Source organism: Verrucomicrobium sp. BvORR034, assembly GCF_000739635.1.
Lineage (GTDB): Bacteria > Verrucomicrobiota > Verrucomicrobiia > Verrucomicrobiales > Verrucomicrobiaceae > Verrucomicrobium.
Genome location: NZ_BATQ01000051.1, coordinates 1 through 26,697, shown reverse-complemented (window position 1 = coordinate 26,697; position 26,697 = coordinate 1). Strand labels below are relative to the sequence as shown.

General features: G+C 61.9%; 19 protein-coding genes. 13 read left to right on the top strand and 6 right to left on the bottom strand.

Annotated elements, in window-relative coordinates; genetic code table 11:
- Nucleotides 1-300: 300 nt before the first annotated feature.
- The gene (locus tag BV034_RS35895) at nt 301-492 is read left to right on the top strand and encodes a hypothetical protein (protein WP_265592825.1); all 192 of its coding nucleotides are present in this window, start codon (nt 301-303) and stop codon (nt 490-492) included.
- A 530-nt stretch (nt 493-1,022) separates the two neighbouring features.
- Here the strand turns inward: BV034_RS35895 and BV034_RS09865 are convergent.
- A complete protein-coding gene (locus tag BV034_RS09865; protein WP_050026537.1) occupies nt 1,023-1,418 on the bottom strand; it encodes a hypothetical protein in 396 nt (131 codons plus the stop codon).
- A gap of 370 nt (nt 1,419-1,788) precedes the next feature.
- Entirely contained in the window at nt 1,789-2,697 is a 909-nt protein-coding gene (locus BV034_RS09860; RefSeq protein WP_050026535.1) for a LysR family transcriptional regulator, read from the bottom strand.
- A gap of 168 nt (nt 2,698-2,865) precedes the next feature.
- Between BV034_RS09860 and BV034_RS09855 the strand changes: the two genes are divergently transcribed.
- The 12 genes from BV034_RS09855 (at nt 2,866) to BV034_RS09800 (ending at nt 20,122) form a co-directional block, all read left to right on the top strand.
- On the top strand, nt 2,866-4,158 hold the full coding sequence (locus BV034_RS09855; protein ID WP_050026533.1) for a CmpA/NrtA family ABC transporter substrate-binding protein: 1,293 nt from the start codon (nt 2,866-2,868) through the stop codon (nt 4,156-4,158).
- Nucleotides 4,159-4,184: 26 nt separating this feature from the next.
- Nucleotides 4,185-5,075, top strand: coding sequence for a nitrate ABC transporter permease (gene ntrB / locus BV034_RS09850; protein WP_050026532.1), 891 nt, complete (start codon nt 4,185-4,187; stop codon nt 5,073-5,075).
- A 38-nt stretch (nt 5,076-5,113) separates the two neighbouring features.
- Nucleotides 5,114-6,040 carry an ABC transporter ATP-binding protein gene (locus BV034_RS09845; RefSeq protein ID WP_050026530.1) on the top strand — a complete coding sequence of 309 codons (927 nt, stop codon included), beginning with the start codon at nt 5,114-5,116 and terminating at the stop codon, nt 6,038-6,040.
- Complete coding sequence (locus BV034_RS09840; RefSeq protein ID WP_050026528.1) at nt 6,040-6,957, top strand: ABC transporter ATP-binding protein; 918 nt, start codon at nt 6,040-6,042, stop codon at nt 6,955-6,957. Before BV034_RS09845 ends, BV034_RS09840 begins: the two co-directional genes overlap by 1 nt.
- 186 nt (nt 6,958-7,143) lie before the next feature.
- The gene (locus BV034_RS09835) at nt 7,144-8,490 is read left to right on the top strand and encodes an alginate export family protein (RefSeq protein WP_050026527.1); all 1,347 of its coding nucleotides are present in this window, start codon (nt 7,144-7,146) and stop codon (nt 8,488-8,490) included.
- A 199-nt stretch (nt 8,491-8,689) separates the two neighbouring features.
- Nucleotides 8,690-9,853 (top strand): CmpA/NrtA family ABC transporter substrate-binding protein, encoded by a 1,164-nt coding sequence (locus BV034_RS09830; protein WP_265592823.1) that lies wholly within the window; start codon nt 8,690-8,692, stop codon nt 9,851-9,853.
- A complete protein-coding gene (locus BV034_RS09825; RefSeq protein ID WP_050026521.1) occupies nt 9,850-11,055 on the top strand; it encodes a nitrate/nitrite transporter in 1,206 nt (401 codons plus the stop codon). The genes BV034_RS09830 and BV034_RS09825 overlap by 4 nt, the downstream gene beginning before the upstream one ends.
- A gap of 50 nt (nt 11,056-11,105) precedes the next feature.
- Nucleotides 11,106-12,737 carry a bifunctional protein-serine/threonine kinase/phosphatase gene (locus BV034_RS09820; protein ID WP_050026519.1) on the top strand — a complete coding sequence of 544 codons (1,632 nt, stop codon included), beginning with the start codon at nt 11,106-11,108 and terminating at the stop codon, nt 12,735-12,737.
- Between the two features lie 76 nt (nt 12,738-12,813).
- Nucleotides 12,814-14,484, top strand: coding sequence for a flavodoxin domain-containing protein (locus tag BV034_RS09815; protein ID WP_050026517.1), 1,671 nt, complete (start codon nt 12,814-12,816; stop codon nt 14,482-14,484).
- Complete coding sequence (locus tag BV034_RS09810) at nt 14,474-16,246, top strand: NirA family protein (protein WP_050026515.1); 1,773 nt, start codon at nt 14,474-14,476, stop codon at nt 16,244-16,246. Before BV034_RS09815 ends, BV034_RS09810 begins: the two co-directional genes overlap by 11 nt.
- A 77-nt stretch (nt 16,247-16,323) precedes the next feature.
- Nucleotides 16,324-17,928 carry a DmsC/YnfH family molybdoenzyme membrane anchor subunit gene (locus BV034_RS09805; protein WP_050026513.1) on the top strand — a complete coding sequence of 535 codons (1,605 nt, stop codon included), beginning with the start codon at nt 16,324-16,326 and terminating at the stop codon, nt 17,926-17,928.
- A gap of 16 nt (nt 17,929-17,944) precedes the next feature.
- Nucleotides 17,945-20,122 (top strand): nitrate reductase, encoded by a 2,178-nt coding sequence (locus BV034_RS09800; RefSeq protein WP_050026512.1) that lies wholly within the window; start codon nt 17,945-17,947, stop codon nt 20,120-20,122.
- Between the two features lie 624 nt (nt 20,123-20,746).
- Here the strand turns inward: BV034_RS09800 and BV034_RS09795 are convergent.
- The 4 genes from BV034_RS09795 to BV034_RS09780 form a co-directional block, all read right to left on the bottom strand.
- Nucleotides 20,747-21,238, bottom strand: coding sequence for a PaaI family thioesterase (locus tag BV034_RS09795; protein WP_050026510.1), 492 nt, complete (start codon nt 21,236-21,238; stop codon nt 20,747-20,749).
- Between the two features lie 227 nt (nt 21,239-21,465).
- A complete protein-coding gene (locus BV034_RS09790; RefSeq protein WP_050026508.1) occupies nt 21,466-22,491 on the bottom strand; it encodes an aldo/keto reductase in 1,026 nt (341 codons plus the stop codon).
- Nucleotides 22,492-22,557: 66 nt separating this feature from the next.
- On the bottom strand, nt 22,558-23,244 hold the full coding sequence (locus BV034_RS09785; RefSeq protein WP_265592821.1) for a hypothetical protein: 687 nt from the start codon (nt 23,242-23,244) through the stop codon (nt 22,558-22,560).
- Nucleotides 23,245-23,308: 64 nt separating this feature from the next.
- Nucleotides 23,309-26,697: tetratricopeptide repeat protein (locus tag BV034_RS09780; protein ID WP_050026504.1), on the bottom strand; the 3,389-nt coding region annotated here is incomplete at its 5' end.

Genomic DNA, 26,697 nt, shown 5'->3' with positions numbered 1-26,697 from the left:
CACTGAAGTGCATTACTACTTTGGGTTCCAGACCTCAGGTCTTGTGCCGGGCGTCTGGATGTCTTGTGTCTCCGGCAAAGCCGGCTCCACTTTTCACTTTTTACTTACGACTTTTCACTTCCCCCCGCCTCACCTCGCCAAATGCTCCCCCACCTGGTTCGAGCTCACACTCCACCAGCACATACCCATGTTTCACATTGAGCACTCCGTCTTTGCCTCCTTCATGTCACCGGCAGCACCTTCCTGGACTGCGGCCGCCCCTTCGGGCGCCACAAGGTCAACCTGCGCGGCCGCAGCGACATGGAGCACCCGCTCAACACCCTCTTCCACGCGGTCCCCCAGATCGGGGCCCGCTTTTATGAAATGCTCTACGGAGTTGGCCTCCGCACCTTCCGCGTCGAACTCCTGGAGGAATCCGGCCCCGAAGCCTCCCGCGTCATCTCCCTCTACCAAGGATTGCTGATGCAGCAGCAGAGTGGCGATACCCTTTGACCTGAAAGCACGATCCCAACTGGGAGTTACCACCGGCACCCTCCGCGGAGACCAGATGGATGGATCTGACAAGACCAATGCCGTTGCGAAGCAAGAGGGCATGGGCTCATACGTTTCACTTGCTCAAAGCGCAAACTTTGCTAAAGGGCACAGCATGCCCGAAAGCTTCACCCAACGGCTTTTCAAGTGCCTGCTGCCTGCCTCTTGGTCCACCAGCATGGAGGCAGATTCCCGCCAATGGATGCTCCGCTGCCCTTGTGGTCAGGAACAATCGGTGTGGGAGCGAGGCGGCATCCGCTGGAAGGCCAGTGGAAATCCCAAGCGACTTCTGCCCTGCACCAAATGCGGTCAAAACACCTGGCATGAGTGTTATTATAAGTCAGCGTAGGTCTTGAGATCCGCACATAGTTCTGCTGGAGTCTTCAGGAGATGATTGTTTGCAAAGTCTGTTGGCGCGGCTTCGTGGCTCTCGTGGCGCCTCAGTGTCATGCCGATTGCAAATCGGCGGTACAGCAGACTGCCAGTCTGCGCTACGCGGCGGCGCGTTTCCTCAATCGTCGGACTTCGGTCACTTGCGAGTACCACTGACTTGAGGAGGGCAGGAGCAGGCAGATGAGGGTCACGGCCTGCAAGAAGGTCTGGGAGACCGGGACCCATGGAAAGCTGGCATTCGACGGCACGGCAAAGAGAGTGCGAAGGGCGAGCAACCCCACAGCAATCAGGAGGAGATTGAGCCAACGCACCCAGTTCCGGCCTTGATAGAGGGCGGTCAGGTTGAGCCAGAGCAATACGCATATTGCAAGCGCGAGGAACCAGGTGGAGGGCAGGTCCCAGCGGCCGGTGAAGATCCAGGTGGCAAGGCCAGGGACGAAGCTGAGGGCCAGACAGACCACGGCGATGGTGACGGTTCGAGGGCGCGGGGGCATTCGGTGAAAGGTAGGCGGTGGATGGATTTCTACACTGATCGATTGCGCCAAATCGAGGATGCCTGTGTGACTTCTCCGAAAGCTTGGTGTCTTTGTGCTTTTGTGTGAGGATCTGATTCGGGCGGAGGGCTATTGGATGCCGTGAATTCGCAAACTAAAGTTTGAACTACAAGCAGTTACGAATGGCTTCGCTGACGCAAAGTAGTGTGGAGCTTTAGCTCGGCAACCTCAGCGCTGGATGGCGCGACTGAGCGCACAAAAGTGCATTACTACTTTGGTCCCAGACCTCAGGTCTTGCGTCTGGAGTCTGGCTGTCTTGTGTCTCCGGCAACGCCGGCTCCACTTTTTACTTACGACTTTTCAATTCGCGCTACCGCGCCAGTTGCTCCCCAACCTGCTCGCACAACGTCATAAACGTCTGCTCAGCCAGCGACACGGGCTTCTGCTTCATATGGGCCACAACCCATTGGCGCTTGATCCTTGAACGCACCAAGGGCAGCGACACCAGCTCCCCGGACTTGATTTCCGCGGGCGCGGTCCAGGCGGCGACCATGGCGACGCCTAGGCCGAGTTTGACGAGTTCCTTGATGGCCTCGGTGTTGCCGAGTTCGATGAAGGACTTGGGGCGGACGCCGAGTTTCAGGAAATATTCACCAATCATCTCGAACGTGGAGCTGTTCCGGCTGGAGATGATGTAGGTCTCGCCGGCGAGATCCTTGGTCTTGGGATGCTGCTGGGCCCAGGGATGGAGGGGGCTGGCAAGGAAGACGAGCTCATCTTCAAACAACGGACGGCAGTCCACGCGGGCGACATCGCGCGGACGCAGGCAGACGGCGAGATCGAGCACGCCTTCTTCCAGGCGTTGCAGGGTGTCCGGAGTCTCCCCGGGCACGACGGAGATGCTATATAAGGGGAAGGAGTCCTTAAACTCCCGCAGCACGGTGGGCAGGATGAACTGCGAAGCCGCAGGCGTGGATCCGATGCGAATCTGACCACGCGGATTCTGATCCAGCGCGCCGAGGCTGGCACGGGCCAGGGCCATCTGGCGTTGAATTTCCTCCGCATGACGCAGCAGTTCGCGGCCATGATGGGTGAGCAAAACGCGCTTTCCCTGCCGGTGAAAGAGCATGCAGCCCAGATCCTCCTCCAGGGCGCGGATGGCGTGACTGATGGCCGATTGCGTCAAATGCAGGGACCTCCCGGCCTGGGTAAAGCTCCCCTCACGAGCAAGGACGGTGAAGGCACGGAGCTGACGCGAATCGAGGAGCGGAGAATCCATCTATGAATGAAATTCATACTTGGCGTTAAGAAGTTGTCGAGCGGTTTTTCATTCTTGGCACGGCGGTGGCACGTGCCGTGCAGTTCAAAACAGCCGCAAGAGCGCATTCTGCATTTTTCATTAGCCAGACTCATCCCTCCTTCATCTCCACCCTCCCAACACCTCTCCATGAAGATGCTCCCCGAAGCCGGCCTCACCCGCCGCGAAATGATCCGGAAGACCACCAAGGCCCTGGGCGCCAGCGCGTTGTTCTCCGGCCTGCCCGCAGGCTGGGTCGGCTCCGCCTTTGCCGATGACTCCCCGGAAGTCAAAGATGTGAACCTGGGCATCATCGCCCTCACGGACTGCTCGAGCATCGTGATTGCTCATGAAAAAGGGCTCTTCAAGAAGTACGGCATCAACTCCAAAGTGAGCAAGGGGGCGAGCTGGGCCGCGATTCGCGACTCGCTCTCGAACGGGGACCTGCAGGCGACCCACATGCTGATCGGCATGCCTATTGCTTCCACCATGGGACTGGGAGGCGCGCCCAAGAAGCCTATGATTGTCCCGTGGCTGCTCAACCGCAATGGCCAGGCCATCACGCTCAAGAAAGAGCTGAAGGGCAAGGTGGCGGCCGATCCCAAGGCGCTGAAGCCCTTTGTGGATGAAGCCAAGGCGGCGGGCAAGCCGATGACCTTTGCCATGACCTTCCCGCCGGGCACCCACGCCATGTGGATGCGCTACTATCTGGCGGCGGGCGGCATCCACCCCGGTGACGCGAGCGGGGCTGGCGCGGACGTGTCCCTCATCACCATCCCGCCGCCCCAGATGGTGGCGAACATGAAGGTGGGCCAGATGGACGGCTTCTGCGTGGGCGAGCCCTGGAATGCCCGCAGCATCGTGGACGACATCGGCTTCACCTCCATCACCACCCAGGCGATCTGGAAGGATCACCCGGAAAAGGTGTGCGCCTTCACCCAGGAGTTCGCGGAAAAAAATCCCAAGACCGTGAAAGCGGTGCTCAAGGGTCTGCACGAGGCCAGCGTGTGGCTGGACAAGATGGAGAACCGCGAGGAGCAGGCCAGCATCGTGAGCGCGGCCACCTACATCAACTGCCCGCCGGAAATCATCCTGCCCCGTCTGCAGGGCAAGTACGACATGGGCGACGGCCGCCGCTTCCGCGACCCGAACTACATGACCTTCAGCGACCGCAACTGCAACTACCCACAGGCCAAGTACGGCCTCTGGTGGCTGACCCAGCTCCGCCGCTGGGGCTTCACCCCAGGCGCACCGGACTACGCAGCCGTGACCAAGCAGGTGATGCGCGGCGACATCTACGAAGAAGCCATGAAGGAAATCGGCTACGCCCACGGCGGGGCCGACGACAAGCCCGAGTCCTTCTTCGACGGCAGCGTCTTTGATCCCAAGGCCGACCTGGAGGCCTATGCCGCCAACTTCGCCATCAAGAGCCTCAAAGCCTAAGCCCACCCCACCCCACTGAACCGCAGATGAACCTGAACCTGTTCCAGAAATTCAAGCTTGAGTCCGTCATGCTGCCGGCGCTGGCCATCCTCGGATGCTGCCTGATCTGGTACGTGATTGCCGGAAAATCCGTCACCACCGTCAAGACCGACGACTGGGGCGACACGGTGAAGGTGACGAAACGCAGCGGCATCTCTGCCGATCTCCCCACCCCGGTGGAGACCTGGACGGCGAGCAAGGCGTACATCACTGACCCGTTCGCCAAGCGTGGCGAACTGGACCAGGGCATTCTGCGGTTCACCTGGCTGTCCCTGAAACTGGTGGCGCAAGGTTATTTCCTTGCACTTCTGATTGGAACCCCCATTGGATTCCTGCTGGGCCTGTCCAAGAAGTTCTCCATGGCGTTTGACCCCATCATCCAGATTCTGCGCCCGGTCTCCCCGCTGGCCTGGCTGCCCCTGGGCATGATCCTCTTCAGCGGGGTGAAGGTCATGGATGCTGGCGGACGCACCACCTTTGGTGCCTCCGACGCGGCGGCTCTCTTCACCATCGCCATCTGCGCCATGTGGCCCACGGTGATGAACACGGCGGTGGGCGTGCGCGCCGTGCCGCAGGACTACCTGAATGTGGCCAAGGTGCTGAAGCTCTCCCGCACCAAGACGCTGTGGAAGGTGCTGGTGCCCGCCACCCTGCCCTACATGTTCACCGGCTTCCGCCTCAGCCTGGGGATCGCCTGGCTGGTGATCGTGGCAGTCGAGATGCTCACCGGTCGCCCCGGAGTGGGCGGTTTCCTCTGGCAGCAGTACAACGCCAACAGCTTCGCCCACATCATCCTTTGCATTAACGTAATCGGTCTCGTCGGTTATGTCCTCGACCGCCTCATGAGCCTCGCGGAGTCGAAGCTGAAGACGGCCTGATGCGAGTTTCCTAAACCCCCATCCCCTTTTACCAGGTCATGTCCCAACCCATTCTCTCACTCAAGAACGTCAGCAAGGGCTACGGGTCCAAAGGGGCCCGTACGGAGGTGCTGCGCGATATCAGTCTGGAGGTCCGGGAGGGCGAGTTCGTCGCCATCGTGGGCTACTCCGGCTCGGGCAAGACCACCTTCATCAACATGCTGGCCGGGCTGCTGAAGCCCGACAGCGGCGAGGTGCTGCTGGATGGCAAGCCCATCACCGGTCCCGGGCCGGACCGCGGCCTGGTCTTCCAGAACTACTCCCTCCTCCCCTGGCTGACGGTAACGGAAAACATCGCCCTCGCGGTGGACAGCGTCTTCCCCACGTGGAGTCAGGAGCAGAAGTCCGCCCACATTGCCAAATACATCGCCATGGTGAAGCTGACCAAGGCGGCGGGCAAACTACCCCGTGAGCTCTCCGGCGGCATGCGCCAGCGTGTCTCCGTAGCCCGCGCCCTGGCCATGGACTCCCGGGTGCTGCTGCTGGATGAGCCCCTGAGCGCCCTGGACGCGCTGACGCGGGCCAACCTGCAGGATGACATCAGCGAGATCTGGCAGAGCTCCCGCAAGACGGTGGTGTGGATCACCAATGACCCGGACGAGGCCATTCTCCTGGCGGACCGCGTCATTCCCCTGCTCCCCACCGCCCCGGCCACGCTGGGCCAGGCCATCGACATCCCGCTGGCCCGCCCCCGCGACCGCAGCGCGATCAACCACGACCCGCAGTTCAAGGCCCTGCGCAACCAGCTCATCAACCTGCTGCTGGCCGCCAAGGAAAAGAGCCGCACCACCGTGAGCAAGAAGCTGGTCCTGCCCGACATCCTCCCCGAGGACATCTCCACGCCGAACTCCATCCAGTACCTGACCCGCCGCGGCCCCCGTCGTCGGTCCGAGGAAAAACGCGAAGAACTTGAAGTCGCATCATGATGAGCACCGTTTCCGTTTCCCCACACAAGAAGACTCTGCTGGAAATCTCCCGGCTCTGGAAGGCCTACCCGGCCCCGGGCGGTGGAGAGGCCGTCATTGTCAAAGACTTCAACCTCAAGCTGGAGGAGGGCGAGTTCGCCACGCTCATCGGCCACTCCGGCTGCGGCAAGTCCACCGTGCTCTCCATGGTGGCCGGCCTCAGTGAGGTGACCAAGGGCGGCATCATCCTGGCAGGCCGGGAAACTACCGACCCCGGCCCGGACCGCGGCGTGGTCTTCCAGGCGCCCTGCCTGCTGCCCTGGCAGACGGCGTTTGAAAACGTGATGCTGGGCGTGAACCAGGTGTACTTCACCGCGAGCAAGGCGGAGCGCCGCCAGATCACGGAGTACTACCTGAGCGTGGTGGGTCTGTCCGACTCCATGCACAAGTACCCCGGCGAGCTGTCCCAGGGCATGCGGCAGCGTGTGGGCATCGCCCGCGCCTTCGCCCTCCAGCCGAAGATGCTGCTCCTGGACGAACCCTTCGGCATGCTGGACGCGCTGACACGGTTCGAGCTCCAACAGGTGCTGCTGGAGCTGTGGCGCAAGTTCCGCATCACCACCCTGATGGTGACGCATGATGTGGATGAGGCCATCTTCCTGAGTGACCGCGTGGTCATGATGACCGACGGCCCCGAGGCCGAGGTGGGCGACATCCTGCGCATCCCCTTTGCCCGGCCGCGCGAGCGGAAGGTCATCATGGAAGATCCGCAATACTATGAGCTGCGTGAGCACCTCATCACCTTCCTGAATGAGCGCTCTCATCTGCGCCCGAGCAAGGACCCGAACTTCCGGCCCTCGCCCGACATGGCGGCGGAGCTGGCCTCCCACCCGCACATCAGCCCGGCCGGAATGAAGCTGCAGACCTCTGCCGCATAGCGCCCGATCGCGCCCCACTAGTTTCCCATAACCGCCAGGGTGAACTCCTTCACCCCACGCCCTTCCCATGCCTTTTCCCGGCCGTCGCAAGGCCACCCGGGGATCCCCTCAAACTCCCGCGCCAAATAAACTGCTGCAACAACCCGACTCAACTCAACTCAACTCGTGCTCTCAACACATACTCACATGAAACAAGCACTCGTCATCCCGCTGCTCGCCGCCGCCTCCGCCGGCCTCAGCCTCGCTGGTGAGCCAGCGGCCAAGAACCCGAAGGCCGTGGTCATCCCGCCACCGGAGCCCAAGATCGTCACCTTCGACTTCCAGGAGCGGCTCCGCTTCGAGTACCGAGAGAACAACTTCGACTTCAACGACGGCGTTGACTCCCTGACCGATGACTCCTGGCTGCTCCAGCGTGCCCGGGTCGGCATCAAGGTCTCCCCCACGGACTACCTCAGCTTCTACGTGCAGGGGCAAAGTTCCCTCGAACTCGACTCCGACCGCCCCAATGAACCGGGCGTGATGGGAGCGGAAGGCGATGACGCCATCGACCTGCGCCAGGCCTACATCAAGATCGGGCCCAAGGACCTGAACGTCACGATCGGCCGCCAGATCCTCAGCTACGGAGACGAGCGCCTCATCGGCAGCTTCGACTGGAACAACCTCGGCCGCACCTTTGATGCGGTGAAGTTCCACTACGGCACCAAGGACTGGAGCATCGAGGCCTTCGCCGCCACAGTGGTGGTGCCCGACAGCGATGACTTCAACTACAGTGACCTCTTTGACGGCAACGAAACCGGCCGCAATCAGGTCTTCAGCGGCATCTACCTGAGCACCGCGGCGCTCTGCCCTCTGGGCTCCACCACGGACTTCTACGCCCTGCATCTGCATGAGGAATACCTCGTGGGCGACACCAACTTCGCCACGCTGGGCACCCGCGTGAAGGCGGATGTCACCAAGACAGGCGGCTGGGACTTCGAAACGGAGATGGCTGCGCAGTTCGGTGAGGTGAAGGGCAAGGACCTCAGCGCCTTCGCGGGCCACTGGGGATTCGGTTATGTGTGGACCAAGAGCGCGTGGAAGCCCCGCCTCTTTGCCGAGTACAACTTTGCCACCGGTGACAGCAATGCCACCGACGGTGATGTGGACACCTTCCAGAACCTGTTCCCCACGAACCACAAGTTCTACGGCTACATGGACTTCTTCTCCTGGCAGAACATTCACAACCCCGCGATCAGCTTCTCCGTTCAGCCGATCAAGACGGTCAAGCTGCAACTGGACTACCACGCCTTCTTCCTGGCTGACACCAACGACGCCTGGTACCGCGCCAATGGCGTGACGGCCGTGCGCCCTGTGAAGAGCAGCGCGAGCGACTTCGTAGGCACGGAACTGGACTTCACCGCCTCCTGGAAGGCGACGAAAAACCTCAGCTTCCTGGCCGGGTACAGCCACTTCTTCACCGGGGACTATGCCAAGGCCACCGGTGCTGCGGATGATGCGGACTTCGTCTACGTGCAGGCCACGTTCGACTTCTAATCGCACCACCCGTTCTCAGTCAGTCAGTTAATCGTTCAGTTTGTTGTTGTGTGTCGTGGAACCCCTCTGGCCCTTGGGGTCAGAGGGGTTTTCCATGACCGGCCACTCATGAACGAAATTCATCAATATCCTGAAAATTGCGATGAATCGCTCACGCATTTTATTCACGAATGGCACACGGCATGCATTGATCTGCACCGTGAATTCCACCACATCCACCCCAGCCCTGAGCTCCAAGCCCGCCCCCAGCAAGGTGCGTGTAGGCTTCATTGCCCTGGCCGACTGTGCCCCGCTGCTCATTGCGGATGAGCTGGGCTTGTTTGAGAAACACGGGGTGGAGGTGGAGCTGAGCCGGGAGGTCGGCTGGGCCACCATCCGGGAAAAGATCCTCTACGGGCAGATCGATGCCGCCCACTCCATCGCTGGTCTGGCCCTCTCTCTCCGCCTCGGGCTGGAGGGCGCGGTCTGCCCGGCCATCTGCCCGTTCGTCTTCAACCTGCATGGCGATGCCATCACCCTGAGCATGAATCTCTGGCACCGTGGGGTGCGGGATGCCCAATCCCTGCAGAAGCTCATCCGCAGCACGCCACAGAGTCTTTTCACCTTTGCCATCGTCGCTCGCACGTCCTCGCATAATTTCCTCATCCGCCGCTGGCTGAAGAGCGGGGGCATTGATCCTGACCGCGATGTGCGCCTAGTGGTGCTGCCCCCCACTCAAATGGCTGGTTCTCTGAACGCGGGCCTCATCGATGGCTACTGCGTGGGTGAACCCTGGAACTCCCTCTCCATCGCGCACGGCACCGGTTGGTGCCCTGCCATCAGTGAGGACATCATGCCCGGCCATCCGGAGAAGATCCTCCTCACCACGGAGCACTTCGCCGCGAAGAAGCCTGAGGCGCTGAATGCGATGATCCGCGCCCTCCAGGAGGCCTGCGAATACTGCGACAAACCGGAGAACCGCCCGCGCATCGTCGAGATCCTCACCGGCGGCGGCCACCTGCGCGTGGATCCCGGCATTCTGCGCCTGTCCCTCATCGGCCCTTTTGATGATGGCACCAAGCAGCTGCGTGATGCCTCGAACTTCCACATCTTCCACCGGCGGGATGCCAACGTCCCCACGCTGGAGAAGGCCGGCTGGCTGCTGGGTGAGTTCGTCCGCCACGGCCTGATCCCGCCGGAGCTCAAGGACGTGGCCGCCCAGGCCTCCGCCGCCTGCTGGCGCACGGACATCTACCACCGCGCCCTGAAGAAGACTTCCTCAAAGAAAACGCAAAACGCCCAGGCCAAAACCCGGGCGACTCCCACCGCCATCCGCAAACCTCGCCGCACGCACGCTTCCACACCTGCAACCGTCACCGCATGAAATTCGCCGACCTCAAGAACTCCGGGCACTGGCCCACCTTGCTCACCACCTTCCTGTACTTTGACTTCAGCTTCATGGTGTGGACCGTGCTGGGTCCGCTGGGAGCGCAGATCGGGGAGTCCCTGCATCTGGATGCCGGGCAGAAGGGCCTGATGGTGGCCGTGCCGATCCTTTCCGGGGCCATCCTCCGCCTCGTGCTGGGCATGCTGGTGGACCGCATCGGTGCCAAGACGACCGGGATCCTGGCACAGATCATTGTGATGCTGGGCCTGGCCGGAGCCTGGCTGCTGGGGGTGCAGAGCTTTGCCACCGTGCTCACGCTCGGCTTTGTACTCGGCTTCGCCGGGGCCAGCTTCGCCGTGGCGCTGCCACAGGCAGGTCGCTGGTATCCGCCGCGCCTGCAGGGTGTGGTGATGGGCCTGGCGGGTGCGGGCAATGTGGGCGTGGTGCTGGACAGCCTGATCGCCCCGCGTCTGGCCAATGCCTACGGCTGGCAGAGCGTGTTTGGTTTTTCCTTGATCCCCGCCATCCTGGTCTTCATCGCCTACATCCTCATCTCCAAGGAGGCTCCTGGTGAGTTCAAGAAGAAGAAGATCCGCGACTATGTGAACCTGCTGAAGGAGAAGGACGCCCACTGGTTCTGCTTCTACTACACGGTCAGCTTCGGCGGTTTCGTGGGTCTGGCCAGCTACTACGTGCTCTACTTCAAGAGTGAGTTCGGCCTCACCGCCGTGCACGCGGGTGACTACGCCGCGGCCTGCACCTTCATCGGCGCCATCCTCCGCCCGGTGGGTGGCGGCGTGGCAGACCGGTTCGGCGGCATCCGCTCGCTGCTTGCCTTCTACTCACTGGCGGCCATCGGCCTGGTGGCAGCGGCCTTCACGCACCATGAGTATGGCAACCTGGCCATCTTTCTGGTCATCAGCGGGGCGCTGGGCATGGCGAACGGCTCCGTCTTCCAGCTCCTGCCCCAGCGCTTCGGCAAGGATCTGGGTGTCATGACAGGCCTGGTGGGTTGCGGCGGCGGCGTGGGCGGCTTCTACCTGGCCACCTCCCTGGGCTACGCCAAAAACGCCACCGGCTCCTGTAGCGTGGGCTTCCTGGTCTTTGCCGGTCTCTGCGTGCTGGCCATCTGCGGCCTGGCGCTGGTGAAGAACCGCTGGCGCACCACCTGGGGCGCGCTCACCGAGGCCCGCATCTAGTTTCCTATAACTCACTCTTCTTACACTACCTTTTAGTTGACGGTCGACGCATGAAGATTCACCCCAGCATCTACGGCATGGCCCGGGAGAAGGACACCCCTTCCTCCGACGCCTTTGCCGTGAAGTCCTGGGGTGACACCGTCATCGCCGTGCTGGCAGACGGGGCCGGCACCGGGGAGCCCGCCCGGGAGGCGGCACAGCGGGCGGTGAGCTCCCTGGTGAGCCACTACCATGCCCGGCCGAAGTCCTGGGAACCTGCGAGAGCGCTGGAGGAGTTCACAAAGCTGCTCAACCGCATGTTCTATCAGGAGTCCATGGCCCGCTTTGAACGGCCGGAGATGGTCTCCACCCTGGCCGTGGCGGTGATCGAAGGCGACCGCCTCTATGGTGTGAATGTGGGCGACTCCCGCATCTGCCTGGGTCGCCAGGGTGGCATGCTGGTGCTCTCTGAAGATCACGTGGATGAAGAGCGCCGCAACGTGCTGACGAAGGCCCTGGGCATGGCCCCGGAGCTGGATCCGCATGTGTTTGAAACGGAGGTACGGGATGGCGATGTGGCCTTCCTCTGCTCCGATGGGGTGAGCAATCACTACGAGGTGGCCGGCCTGGCCACGGCGCTGGAGGGCCGCAGCTCGGCCCGCAGCATTGTGAAGACCGCGCGCGCGGCCGCCAGTGATGAAACGCTCGATGACATGAGCGCCATTGTCATCGATATTGCCGAAACCGGAAAACTGCGGGCCATGAGTGAACGCAGCCTCACCATCCCGACTGCCCTTGCCAAAGGGGAGGTGCTCGACGGCTACGAACTCCTCCGGCCCCTGCAGATCGGCGGACGCGTCTGGCTCGCCGAAAAGGATGGCATCCAGGTGGTGCTGAAGTTCGCGCCCGTGGAGGCCCTGGAAAGCGAGCAGCACCTGAACGCCTATCTGCGCGAGGTGTGGAACGCCACCCGCATCAAGAACGACTTCTTTGTCCGCGCTGAGGAGCCTGCCGGGGCCACAGCGCGGTATTACGTGATGGAGTTTGTAAACGCGCCCAGTCTGGCGACGCTCCTCACGACCCGCCGCCTGCATGTGGACGAGGCGCTGGCGCTCGGTAGTTTCCTCTCCCGCTCTGCCGCGGCGCTGCTCAAGCTGGACATCGTGCATGGCGACATCAAGCCGGAGAACGTGCTGGTGCTGCGCGAGGGCGATGCGCTGAGCTTCAAGCTGGTGGATCTGGGCAGCGCTGCGGAGATCTTCTCTGTCACCTCCCGCGCCGGCACGGCCAGCTATCTGGCCCCGGAGCGCTTCCACGGCGCACCGGTGAGCGAGCGCACGGAGATCTTTGCCATGGGGGTGACGCTCTTCCAGGCGCTCACCGGACGGCTGCCCTATGGCCGCATCGAGCGCTTCCAGACGCCGTCATTTAGCGCGCCCAAGTCCCCCACCCGGCTGAATGCCAACATCCCACCGTGGCTGGAGGCCATTGTGCTGCGCGCCATTTCCATCGATCCCGAGTGCCGCTACCAGCACTACTCGGAGCTCACCTTTGACCTGGCCCACCCGAACAAGGTGGAACCCTTCCACGAGCGCGGCACCTCCCTGCTGGAGCGCAACCCGCTCGGTTTCTATCGCACCGGTTTCTTCCTCCTGCTTTTCACCGTGCTCTGGCTGCTTCTGCAGCTCCTCTCCCGCCGATGAGATGAACTGACCGCCCCGTGCGCTTCCCCGCCTGCCGCCTCGAAGATACCTCGAACCCCAAGCTTTCCCGACCCACATGACCACCGTTCCCATCATTCCTGAGAGCGCCCCCTTCACCTCTGATCAACGAGCCTGGCTCAACGGCTTCCTGGCCGGCATCCTCAGTCAGGGCCAGAGCGGCGCACCTGCTCTGGGCAGCCCGGCCCCGGCCGTGGAGAAGCTCCCGCTCCTCATCGCGTTCGGCAGCCAGAGCGGCAATGCCGAATCCCTGGCCAAGAAGCTGGTCAAGGAAGCCTCTGGTCGTGGCTTTGCCGCACGCGCCGCCGGTCTGGACGCCCTGCAACCCGCGGGGCTCGCTGCTGAGAAGAATCTCATCATCATCACCAGCACCTGGGGTGAGGGGGATATGCCGGACAATGCGGTGAGCTTCTGGGATGGCCTGAACCAGAACGGATCTTCCCCCAAGCTGGACGGCCTGCGCTACTCCGTGCTGGCCCTGGGTGATCTGAACTATGGTGATACCTTCTGCCTCGCCGGTCGCAAGCTCGACGAACGCCTCGAGCAGCTCGGCGCCTCCCGCATTCACCCACGGGTGGACTGCGATGTGGAGTTCGATGAACTTGCCAAGACCTGGAGCGAAGGCGTCTTCAAATCCCTGGAGTCCGCCGGTCCGGCCTCGGCTGGTGCCGCAGTGGCCGCTCCCGCACCCGCCGCAGTCCCGGCTCCGGTGCAGGAGGAAGCCACCGGCTACTCGAAGAAGAACCCCTTTCCCGCCGCGCTAATCGGCAATCTGGAACTCAACCAACAGGGCTCGTCCAAGGACACCCGCCACATCGCCTTCTCGCTGAAGGACAGCGGTCTGGTGTATGAAACCGGGGATGCCCTGGGCGTCTTCACCCAGAACTGCCCGGAGGTGGTGGCCACCATCATCGCCGCCCATGGGTTGGACCCTGAAACTCCTGTGCCCCTGCCCGATGGCAGCGAGGCCCCGCTCAAGACGGCTCTGCAGACCGCCTATGAGGTGCGCAACCTGCTGGGCGTCACTCCCGAGAAAGCCCCCGCGGCCACGGACTTCATCTCCGGGCTCCGCAAGCTCCAGCCCCGGCTTTATTCCATCGCCTCCAGCCCGAAGGCGCACCCGGATGAGGTGCACCTCTGCGTGGGTGCCGTGCGCTACGAGAAGGACGGCGTGGCGCACAAGGGTGTCTGCTCCACCTTCCTGGCGGACCGCCTGGAGGTCGGTGCCCCCACCGGCGTCTTCGTTCACACGTCCAAGCACTTCCGCGTGCCGGCGGATGCCTCCAAGCCGATGATCATGGTGGGCCCCGGCACGGGCATCGCCCCCTTCCGCGCCTTTCTTGAGGAGCGTGAAGCCACCGGAGCTCCAGGAAAGAACTGGCTCTTCTTCGGCGATCAGAAGGAGGCGACCGACTTCCTCTACCGCAGCCAGATCCAGGCTTGGCACAAAAGCGGCTTCCTTACCCGACTGGACCTCGCCTTCTCCCGCGACCAGGCGGAGAAGATCTATGTGCAGACCCGGATGCTTGAGCACGCTGCCGAGCTCTGGCGCTGGCTGGAGGAGGGGGCCCATTTCTATGTGTGCGGAGATGCCTCCCGCATGGCCAAGGACGTGGACGCCGCGCTCCACACCATCATCCAGCAGCAGGGCGGCAAGTCCGCCGACGAAGCCGCGGCCTATGTGGCCGACCTGAAGAAAACCAAACGCTATGCCCGCGATGTCTACTGAACTTCTTCCCCCACCCTCCCGCACCGTGGCTCCTGCAACCCAAGACTTCAGCACCGATCAGAAGCGCTACCTCGAAGGATTCTTCGCCGCGCTCCAGGCCCGCGGCGTGAGCTTCGGAGACATGGCACCCATGCCCATGGCCCCGCCTTCCGCAGAGCCGCGAGTGAACCTGGAAGACCTCACCAAGGAGGAGCGCATCAAGCGTGATGTGCATCCCTTTGACGCCATCGAGCAGCTCATCATCGATGCCCGGTGGAACGCCGCCCCTGAGCCGGAGACCGTCTTCCGCAACAAGTGGAATGGCCTCTTCTGGCTCTCCCCGGTGAAGGACGGCTACATGTGCCGCCTGCGCATCCCCGGTGGCATTGTGAAATCCTTCCAGCTCCGCGAGCTGGCGGCGATCTCCCGCGAGCTGACCACCGGCTACATCCAGATCACCACGCGGAACAACTTCCAGATCCGGCTCATCGAGCCCAAGAACTGCCCGGAAGTGCTGCGCCGCATCCAGTCCGTGGGTCTGCACTCCAAGGGCGCCGGCGGGGACAACATCCGCAATATTACCATGAACCCCTGTGCGGGCTATGACCCGTACGAGCTCGTGGATGTGCGCCCGTATGTGAATGAGCTGGCCACCCACATCATCGCCAGCAAGGAGTTCTACGACCTGCCTCGCAAGTTCAACATTGCCTACGACGGCGGGGGGCTGGTGAGCAGCGTGGAGGACACCAATGACATCGGCGCCACCGCAGTGGAGATTGGTGCGAACGACCAGGGCATCGAGCCCGGCCTGTGGTTCCGCATCGGCCTGGGCGGCGTGACCGGTCACAAGACCTTCGCCAGCGACTGGGGTGTGCTCGTGAAGCCTGAGGAGCTGAACAAAGTGATTCTTGCCATCGTGCGCGTGTTCATCCGCGATGGCGACCGGACCAATCGCAAGAAGGCCCGGCTGAAGTATTTGCTGGAGGGGCGGGGACTCGATGGCTTCCGCAATGACGTGGAAGCGGTGCTGGGATACACTCTGCAAAGTCTGGCACCTGACTCGCCCCTCCAGTTGCCCCGTCGTTTCTCCCAGCAGGGTCACTCCCATGTGGGAGCGTACCCGCAGAAGCAGGAAGGCCTGCACTACATCGGTGCCAGCGTGCCCGTGGGCCAGCTCACGGCCCGGCAGCTGGAGCGCATCGCGGACATCGCCGACAGCTACGGCACCGGCGAGATCCGCCTGACCGTGTGGCAGAACTTCATCGTTCCTAATGTGCCGACCGCCTTCGTGGCCACGGCCAGCAAGGCGCTTCGCAAGCTGGGCTTCCCCACAGATCAGAGCCCGCTGCGCAACGGTTTCGTAGCCTGCACCGGCAACCGCTACTGCAAATATGCAGCCAGCGACACCAAGGGCCACGCCATCGCCATGATGGACTACCTGGACAAGCGCGTGAAGCTGGACACCCCGGTGAACATCCACTTCACCGGCTGCGCGCACAGCTGCGCCCAGCACTTCATGGGTGATATCGGCCTCCTCGGCACCAAGGCCAAGGGCGAGTCCGGCGAAGGCTACCACGTCACCGTCGGCGGTGGGTTTGGTGAGAACCGCATGGTCGGCCGCCAGATCTTCAGCGCCGTGCCCTATGAATCCCTCGGCACCACACTGGAGGCGATGCTCAAGACCTACCTCGCCAAACGCCAGCCGGAGGAGAGCTTCCACAAGTTCTGCAACCGGCACTCGGTCGGCGATCTGCAGGTGCTGTTCTCAGAAGCGATGGGATAAAGGGGATGGGTTCCGCGAAAGAACCCTCCTGCCCTCTCAGACTTTTCACTTATCACTCTTAACTTTTCACTTCAGAAATGACCCTCGACCACCGCACCTCACTCGTGGACAAGCTCCTTGCCGAACAGCAGGACTTTTCCACGGCGGTGTCGAAGTTCTCCGAGTGGCATGACCAGGCTCATGATGAGCCGCTCCAGGCACGTTATTACAAAAACCTGATCCCCCTGAGCAAGCCTCTCAAGGGGGAGCAGTACGCGTTCGAGGTGAATCTGGACCAGTGCACCGGTTGCAAGGCCTGCGTGGCCGCCTGCCACTCCATGAACGGGCTGGATGAGCACGAGAGCTGGCGGGACATGGGGGCGCTGGCCGGATGCCGGGACGAGCCTTATCTACAGACCGTTACCACGGCGTGCCACCACTGCACAGACCCGGCCTGCGCCAACGGCTGCCCGGTGCTGGCCTATGAAAAGGATGAGGAAACCGGCATCGTGCGCCACCTGGATGACCAGTGCATCGGCTGCTCGTACTGCATCCTGAAGTGTCCGTACGATGTGCCCAAGTACAACCCCAAGCGCGGCATTGTGCGCAAGTGCGACATGTGCCAGCAGCGTCTGGCGGTGGGTGAGGCTCCCGCCTGTGTGCAGTCCTGCCCGAACGGCGCGATTGCCATCCGCATTGTGAAGATGGACGTGGTGAAGGAGGCCACTCGCAAGCCGGGCAAACGCCTGCTGCCAGGAGCTTTTGACTCCTCCTACACGCATCCCACCACGAGCTATGTTTCCTCGAAGCCGATTCCCGACTTCGCACGGCCCCAGCATGACGGGGAGCTGCAACTGGAGGAGATGCACGCACCCCTGGCCTGGATGCTGGTGCTGACCCAGATGGCCACGGGCATTTTCATCGCCGCCCTCTGCTCGTGGGTGGAGCCCGCGAAGATGCAGGCCCTCAGCCTGGCAGCACTGGTGGTACTGGCGGCTGGTCTGGGCACCAGTGTGCTGCACCTGGGGCAACCCTTCCGCGCCTGGCGGGCCTTCCTGGGCTGGCGCAAATCCTGGCTCAGCCGTGAGGTCATGGCCTTTGGCGGGTTCTTCAAGATCGGAGCGATCGCCTGGTGGTTCAATCATCCTGCGCTGGTCGGCCTGACGGTCGCCGCGGGTCTGGCCAGTGTCTTCTGCTCCTGCATGGTGTATGTGGACACGCGCCGCACCTACTGGGCTGCGCCCATCACCTTTGCCAAGTTTTTCGGTACCACGGTGCTGCTGGGCAGTGCCAGTGCGGCCGCCGTGCTGGGCTGGCTGCAGATGCTGGGCCTGTGGCAGGGCGGGCCAGTGTACGCCACCCTCTTTGCCGCTGCGGCCATCGTCTTCCGCACAGGCCTCTTCGTGTATGAGTGGTCGCTGCAATCCACTGCCCTCGGCAACAGCCACCATCCCTGCCATCGCTCCGCCAAGACCCTGGCCACCCTGGCACAAAGCGCCCTGCAGGTGCGGGTGCTCCTCTTCATCATCTCCACGGTGTTTGGATTCCTCGCCATGGGCAATGTGGGCAACCTCATTGCGGCCTGGGCCACCATCTCACTCGTGACGACCTTCGCCTCCCAGGTGATCGAGCGTCATCTCTACTTCGCCGGCGGAGTCGCCACCCGGATGCCCGGGGTGCCGATGACTCCGCATCATCATTGATCGACCCCTCACTGGAATGAACATGAGCGCGCGTCTCCCTGAACTGATCCGGGCCTTCAACGGCCCCATGACCAAGGAACTGGTGCTGGAGCCTGCCAAATTTGGCCTCGGTAGCCTGCCCTCCCGCACCCAGCCAGTCTCCGTGGCCCACGCGGTGTGTGGCTTCTGCTCCACCGGCTGTGGCCTGAAGATCCACCTGGATGAAAAGGGCCAGGCCATCAATCTCACGCCCAACACGCAGTACCCTGTGAACCTGGGCATGGCGTGCCCGAAAGGCTGGGAGGCACTGACGCCCCTCTACGCTCCAGATCGCGCCACCACTCCCCTGCTCCATGGTGAAGCCGTGGACTGGGACACCGCCATGCAGGTCTTTTGCCGGAAGTTTGAGGCCATCATGGACCAGCACGGGCGCGAGTCTGTGGCCTTCCTCAGTACCGGCCAGATCATGGTGGAGGAGATGGCCTTCCTGGGTGCCCTGGCCAAGTTTGGCATGGGCATGGTGCATGGCGATGGCAACACCCGCCAGTGCATGGCCACCGCCGTGGCGGCGTACAAGGAAAGCTTCGGCTTCGACGCCCCGCCCTACACCTACGCGGACTACGAGCAGGGGGACGTGCTGGTGTTTATTGGTGCGAACCCGTGCATCGCCCACCCCATCATGTGGCAGCGGGTGCTGTCCAATCCGAACCAGCCAGAAATCATTGTGGTGGATCCGCGGAAGACGGAAACGGCCATGGCCGCCACCCAGCATCTGCCGATCCTCCCCAAGTCTGACCTGCTCCTCTTCTACTGCCTGGCTCACTGGCTGGTGAAGCACGGCCACGTGAAGCCGGAATACATCGCGGCCCACACGAACGGCTACGAGGGCTTCTGCGAGTTCCTCAAAGACTACGCTCCGGAGCAGCACTACGCTTCGCTAGGGCTCAGCGAGCAGGAGTTCCTCAAGTTCGCGGAAACGATCGCAAACGGGAAGACCGTCTCCTTCTGGTGGACCATGGGAGTCAATCAGGGGCATGAGGCCACGCGCACGGCGCAGGCCATCATCAACATCGCGCTGATGACCGGCAATATCGGCCGTCCCGGCACCGGGGCCAACTCCATCACCGGACAGTGCAACGCCATGGGGTCCCGTCTGTTCTCCAACACGACCAACCTCATTGGTGGACATGACTTTACCAAGGCAGAGCACCGCGCCAAGGTGGCCCAGGCGCTGGACATTCCCGAAGATCGTATCCCGCAGAAACCCAGCCTGGCTTACGACCAGATCGTGCAGGGCATTGAGGAAGGTCGCATCAAGGGCCTCTGGATGATCGCCACCAATGCCGCTCACTCGTGGATCCAGCAGAAGCGCATTCGGGAGGTGCTGCAGAAGCTCGACTTCTTTGTGGTGCAGGACATGTATGCCACCACAGAGAGTGCTCAACTGGCGCATCTCGTCCTGCCGGCTGCCGGCTGGGGAGAGAAAGAAGGCACCTTCATCAACTCCGAGCGTCGCATCGGCATCTCCCGCAAGGTGAGCCGAGCCCCCGGCCAAGCGTTGGCAGACTTTCACATCTTCCGCCTTATCGCCGAGTATTGGGGCTGCGCCTCGATGTTTCGTTCCTGGACCTCACCCGAAGCGGTGTTTGAGCGCCTTCAGCAGGTGACCAAAGGACAGCCCTGTGAGATCACCGGCATCGAAGGCTATGACATGCTGGAAAGCCATGGCGGCATGCAGTGGCCCCTGCGCCCGGGAGATGAGCCCGGCAAAGAGCGTCGCCTGTTTGAGGATGGCAAATACTACACCCCTGACGGTCGGGCGAAGTTTGTGTACGAGGCCCCACGCGCCGTACCCGAACCTCCGGACGCTGAGTATCCTCTAGTGCTGCTCACCGGTCGCGGCACCTCCGCACAGTGGCACACCCAGACGCGCACCGGCAAGTCCGCCATCCTGCGCAAGCTGCACCCTGCGGTGCTCATGTTGGATATCCATCCCGAAGACGCCCTTGCCTTGAAGATCCGGGACGGCCAGATGGTTGCGGTGAGTTCGCGTCGTGCCAGCATCACCGCCCAGGCCCGTATCAGCACCACCATGCGCCCCGGCCAAGTCTTCCTGCCCATGCATGACGCACAGGTGAATCAGTTGACGCTGAGCGTGGTGGATCCGTACAGCAGGCAGCCCTCCTACAAGCATTGTGCGGTGAGGGTCGGGTAGAGGCAGAAGACTGGAAGACGAAAGACAGAAGACCTGAGGTGATCGGCGGGCGGACACGTAGCGCAGATTGGCCATCTGCTGTGCCGCCGATTGGCAATCGGCATCAGTCGCTGGAGTCCAGGATGTGCAAGCCACGTGGGAACGTTCGCGATTGCTCGGAATAAAGGAGGCGGGGGTTCCCAACCCCGCTCAGTCGCGCGGCGTTTTCGACAGACCGAAGCGGGAGATGTCGCGTCGCCATGCCGCTCATGCAACTCGTCATGGGTTTCCGAGCCTGCTCAGGATTCCAAGATCACTCAGTCGGCCTCCTGATCATTGGCGGTGGTGATACCCAAGGTAGACTCGCTCGAGGCGCGTCCAACCCTGGGCTGTGATAGACATCTCTTTCAGAGATGAGTGAGGCTGGCTTCCAGACTGTGCGTGGCCCGGCGTCCTATCGGATGGCCCTGTGGACACCCATGTTCGCAGAGACTACCGCCGTGCTCCTCTAAAGTAGTCCAGAGCTTTAGCTCGGTATTGGGAGCGTTCAATGGCTCGACTGACGAGATAAAGCTCTGGACTACTTTTTTCCCAAGACCCCCAGGTCTTTCGTCTTCCAGTCTTCTGTCTCCGACTCCGTCGGCCTCAGATCTCCAGACAAGCACAGTGGGTTTCAGGAAACTGCGCCTCATCATCCTCCACCACCAGTGTCACCTCGGCCACCGCCACCAGCGCCTCCTCACCGACCTCGGCACCCTGGGAATAAATATCCACCTCCACCACGGCGATGCTGCGAGAACACCGCAGCACATTCGCAACCGCCCTGACCGTCCGGCCGGTCGCTGTCTCAAGGTACTTGAGCTTGAAATCCAGGCGCACCACAGTGGTATCGGGCGACACCACGGACTTGACCGCCCCTTTCGCAGCGTGATCGGCCAGGGAGGCCTGCACCACAGCATGCAAGGATTGTTGAGGTTTGCCCATCCATGCCGGCAATTCCACGAGAGCTTCGCAGACACCCTCCTCATTTGTCAGTTCCTTCACACCCAGCTGGTTGATGAAGGCGGCATCCACAAAGAGGTTCGTGACCTTGGTCAGCGACACTTCTGGTTCGGAGGTTTGGGCGGAGGATCTCATGGAGTTCTACCGGTGGGGGTTTTTGTGAACTCCCCGCCCACACCGGAGTCTGATGCGGGCTGGGAATTCGACTCCCATTCTCACTCCATGGATCGTACTGGGCGATTGGATTCACTGGCACTTTTGTCGGACTGACGGGTGTTTTTCCGGGGTGGCTGAAGCTTCCCCTTCTTGCCACCCTTCCGCTCTCCAGCTCCCTCATCAGGAAATCCCCCAAACTTGCGCCCTCACGCCACCGGCGGTGGATTCCGCTCAAAACCCTGCTGATGCCAGTACGGATAGATCGCGGGAACCTTGCTGGCAGCATCGAGTTTGGCCACTTGTTCGGAGGTGAGATTCCAGCCCACTGCCCCTAGGTTTTGGCGGAGTTGCTCTTCGTTGCGCGCTCCAATGATCACGCTGGAGACGGTAGGACGTTGGAGCAGCCAGTTGATCGCCACCTGCGGGATGGACTTGCCTGTTTCCTGCGCCACGGCGTCCAGGGCATCCACTACGGTGAAAAGGTATTCGTCAGGTACTTGTGGCCCGTACTGGGCGGTATCATGCAAGCGGCTGGTCTCGGGCAGCGGCTGCCCCCGGCGCAATTTGCCGGTCAGTCGGCCCCAACCCAGAGGACTCCACACCATGGCACCCACCTTTTGATCCAGTCCCAGCGGCATCAGTTCCCATTCGTACTCACGTCCGATCAGAGAGTAGTAAGCCTGATTGGCCACATAGCGGGCAAGACCGTAACGGTCCGCAAGCGCCAGCGACTTCATGAGGTGCCAGCCGGAAAAGTTGGAACAGCCCAGGTAGCGAATCTTGCCCGCCTTCACCAGGTTGTCGAGGGTGCTCAAGGTCTCCTCGATAGGAGTCATCGCATCGAAACCGTGCAACTGGAAGAGATCAATGTAGTCGGTGCCCAGCCGTTTCAGACTGCCCTCGATTGAGCGGATCAAATGATGACGAGAGGACCCGACATCATTGGGACCGTCGCCCAGGCGAAACGTGGCCTTCGTAGAGATCAGCACCTGGTCACGGCGGCCTTCAATCGCCTTGCCGAGTATCTCTTCTGCCTGACCATCCGAATACACGTCGGCGGTGTCGAACATGTTCAGCCCGGCCTCCAGACAGATGTCCACCATCTTTGTGGCCTCTGCCACATCACTTCCTCCCCAGGCCTTGAAGAAGGCGGTGCGCCCGCCCCAAGTGCCGGTGCCAAAAGTCAATACCGGCACCTTCAGGCCGGATCCGCCAAGCAGTCTGTGTTCCATGAGAGTAAAATCGGTGAAGCGTTGAGTTGATACGTTGCACCCCTCAGTACGCCACCCGCCCCATCCTCAGCCGCATGATCCTCCTCGGGATTGCCTTCCGACCCCCGACTCGACCGAAGCTCCGCCCTCAATTTTCGAAAGTTCCAGCTTTCTCACCAGGTTTGACCGGGCCTGCGCCTCGTACTTCTCACGGAACAGCCGGGTCCGGTAGATGAAGTTCCGCTGCAGGAACTTTCGCAACACATCGCTGCGCTTTTGCGCATAGAGCTCGGCTGGCACCCAGTCATATTCCCGCCGGATGGCGCGGTCGTATTCCTCGAACCTTGGCCAGAGCTGTCCCAGGATGACCAGATCCAGGTCCACCATCACGGCACCGTCGGTGTCCGGCTCCGCCTGATGGGTCTTGGTCAGCATCACCAGATCATGAATCTTCGCCCCTCGGGTGTCGTCTCGGCTTCCTGCTTCCCGGAGACACTCCAGAGCCAGATCAGCACTGCGTTCCTCGTTGTCCGTGGCGCGGGAATCGTACACGGCATCATGGAACCAGAGCGCAAACTCAACGGCGGGCGCATCCTTCACCAGATGGCGGGCTGCATCGAACCCCGCCAGGCACTCGTTGAGATGCCGAGCATTGTGATAGGCCCGTCCCACCTGGCCATACGCCGTCATCAACCGGTCAAACCAAGGCGCTGCCGCTCCTTCCAATCCCAGTTCCGTCCACACCTTCTCAAACCTTGCCTTCGTCACACGCATCTCTATGTCCTCCGTCCCCTTCTGGTCCCGCATTTTGTCCCCATCCTGATGCATTGTGCAACTTCTATTGCATTCTTTTTCTTCTCGCCCGCAGCAGCGCCTCGACAGAGACCAGCACCGCCAAGCCTGCCACCAACGACCACAATGATGCGGTGCGGGCAGGCTCCCATGGCCGGGAGATCTTCATTTCCACAGTAGCGTGGTCCTTGAGCTTGCGGAAGTGATACACCGTCCCGGACAGCGGCACATCCACCGGAAGCGAGAGACGACCAGCCGGCTTGAGCTGCTGAGCCTGTTGTGGCTGATGCGGCGCGAACGGATCCTGCGGTGCGCCGCCAGGAGCAGTGGCGGCAAAGGGGTCTGCTGCTGCTGGGGCAGCAGGAACAGGACTTTCCAAAGCCTGGCTCACACCATTCAGCATCCGGGCGCGTTGGTGATCGCGAGCGGTGTCCAAATACTGGCCGCGCTTCTGTTCCGCACGCTCCATGCCCCGACGGGCAACAGAGTTGTTCTTGTCCAGCCGTAGAGCCTCCTGGAAACTCCGGATGGCTGCGTCGTAGTCCCCAATGTTGTAGTTGCTGTAGCCGTACTGAAGATGGCGCTCCAATTCAGGCGTTGCTTGGACACTTTCAGGAGTCAAAGCCGGCGAAAACCGATCTGCCATCTCTCGGTCGGATTCCATCAGGCTGATCGCCGCGGAGCTGCCGGTTGAAATGGGCTTGTCTCCAAAGGGGTCACGATTGGCCAGAGCTGCCCCCGGGCCGGTGGTGAGCGACGGCGCATCCATCGGGGCGTTTGCATTGGACGGCGTGCTCGATTGCGCTGTCTGCGGCAGTGGCACCTGCGTGGCAGTTCCCGCCACGATCGTGACCATCTGCTGGGACTCGGCGGAATTGTAGAGGTTGGCTCTTCCCAGGTTGGCTCCTTTTGTAGGAGCGGGTTTTGCTTCTGCATTTTTAGCTCCCGCCGCCTCATCCTTGAGCTCACTCTGCGGCTTGCCCGCTGCAAAGAACTTGTTGTCCACCGCCACGTTGTCATTCAGCACCGTGTTGTCCACAGGCGGCACCGCGCCGAAGCCCCCTATAGTGCCACGGAATTGACCACTGTCGGCCACGCCGTTGGCAGCCCACTGGTTGAGGTTCACCCCTCCCTGTGGAATCTGGGGCGGGTCAAACTGTCCCTGCACGATCGCATCGTTGCCCGATCGGACCCCAATCACCGGCACCTTGAGGCGGTTTTCATCCAAAACGAGGGTCTGTTGTTGCAGCTGCTCCTCGATCTGACGGTTGCTTTTGGACAAGGTAGCATCGTCATCAGCGACAAATTCCTTCCCCTTCATCTTGGAAGGCTTGCGGTTGTAGGAACTGCTCTTCTTGTTCTGCTGGTACTGTTTGAGTTCCTTCAGTTGCTTCTCGGCATTCCCCAAGGCTTCTTGCGCGTCCGCCTGACTGATGTTGGACGAGCTCGCCACACGATTCAGCCGCACCGCATCGCTCAGCTTCTGCTGGGCTTTTTCATCCTCATAGATTTCCTCGACGACAGCTTCCATGTTGCCATCGACGGAGCCCAGATCGTATTTCTCCGGCACCCACACATTCCACAGAGTGCGCTCTGCAGAGAGGCCGACCAGTTCAGGATCATCCAGCTTCGTGCGCCCCTTCAATCCCTTCCGGTTCGAGGCATTCACACGATAAATCAACTGCACCTGCTGGGACAGTTCACCCGGCCGCATTTGAATCAGGGGAATAAGAAACAGCGCCTTCCCGTCGCGCTCTCCCAGGTCCGCACGCACCCTCTCGCCGCCCACCGTGACAGAAACCAACTCCGCCCCTTCCGGCAATCGTACCGGCAGGAACTGAAGTGAACGATTGGCCAGGGAGTACACCACCGTTTCCCAACGTTCTCCGTTCGGACGCAGGGCGGAGGTAATGTCCGCCAGAGTGACGATGGCGGCATTGCCTGCAGTGGCCTCCGTACGTGAGAAGCTGAGCTTCACATCCGCCTGCTCGTTGCGCCCCAGGAAGTACTGGGCCTGACCCAGCGCCGTCGGCAGGTAAGGAACACTCTGGGCGACCGTCTCGTCCACCCCTTGCAGGGAAGACTTCACTTCACTCGCAGATGCATTGTCCACAATGAAAAACCGGCGGGCTCGAGACGCCCCTTCCACTTTCACCAGGGGCAGCGCCTGCGTCCCTTCCAGCGGCAGTTCCCAGTCCAGCGTCACCGCCGTCGAGTTCAAGACATCGCTCTGGAACCCCACGGTGTACTCCCGGCGGTCTCCCACCACTTTGGACTGGGCATCCCGCATATTGACTCCTCGCACCCTTGCCTCCGGCAGGGAGGCGGGCAGGCTGAGTTTCAACTCACGCAGCATCCCTTGGTCCATTTGCACCCCTACCTGTTGGGAGTAGAGCAATCCTGCATCCGTCGCCTGGGCTAGGAGCACGGCATTGACACCGTACTTGGCAGGTTGCGGCAGCAGGGAAACCGGAGGCAGGTCCGACAACGTCGCCTCCTTGGCGTCCAGTGATTCCCAACGCAAAGCGCGTTTTACCATCTGTGGCTCCGTCACGGAAAACACACTCCTCGATGTCGTCACATCGAACTCCCTCCACTTGGTTCCTGGCACGAGGCCAATGCGGGTCTCCGTGGCAGCATGCGTGGCCAGATAGGCGACTGCCTTGAGCCCCAAGACTCCCTCCACACTTACCGCTGGCAGCGTCACCGCAGCAGCACCAGTTCCCGGCGGACGCACCTGGGCCAGGCTCAGCACGATACGCACCTCCCGCAATCCGCTCGCGTCAAACTGGACAAAAACTCCTGTGTCGTCCCGCTGCCAGCTTTTGATGCCCGGACCCGTGAGACTCTGCACCTCATAGCCTTTGACGAGAGGCACGTAGGCCTCGTGGAGCGGCAAGCGACCAGCGTGCAAAGTCAAGGCAGCGAGGATCTCCACTTTCTCCGCGCTCAATTGATAGACCGCTTCCACTTCACCGGTCACGCCATTCGGTGCCGGCTCCACCTTGTACTTCAGCGATGCCTGCCCCGTCGCTATCCAGTATCCGAGTCCTGTGGCACTTGCGTCCGTCCGGCGCTCCAGATCCGGGCTGGCCAGGAGTGACACGATCAATGACGGGGAGGCTCGGAGACCCACAGCCCTTTCCACCCGCGTCGCCAGGGCTCCGACATAAGGGGAGGTTCGTTCCCCTGCGGCCGTGGACGTCGCACGGCTAAAGTCCGCCTTGAACGTGAACTCATCCCGGATCGGAGTAGCGGTGGTGATTTCCGCAAACTTGCGTGCCCCATCCTCGCGCAGGACGATGGACTGCACACCAATCGCGTACCAACGCAACAGCTGAAGATCGCGATCAAGCTCCAAGGTGAACTGGCGACGTTCCGCTCCGGGGAATCTGAACCGGGCCATCACATCCACCCGCTCCTGCAAGGGTCGTG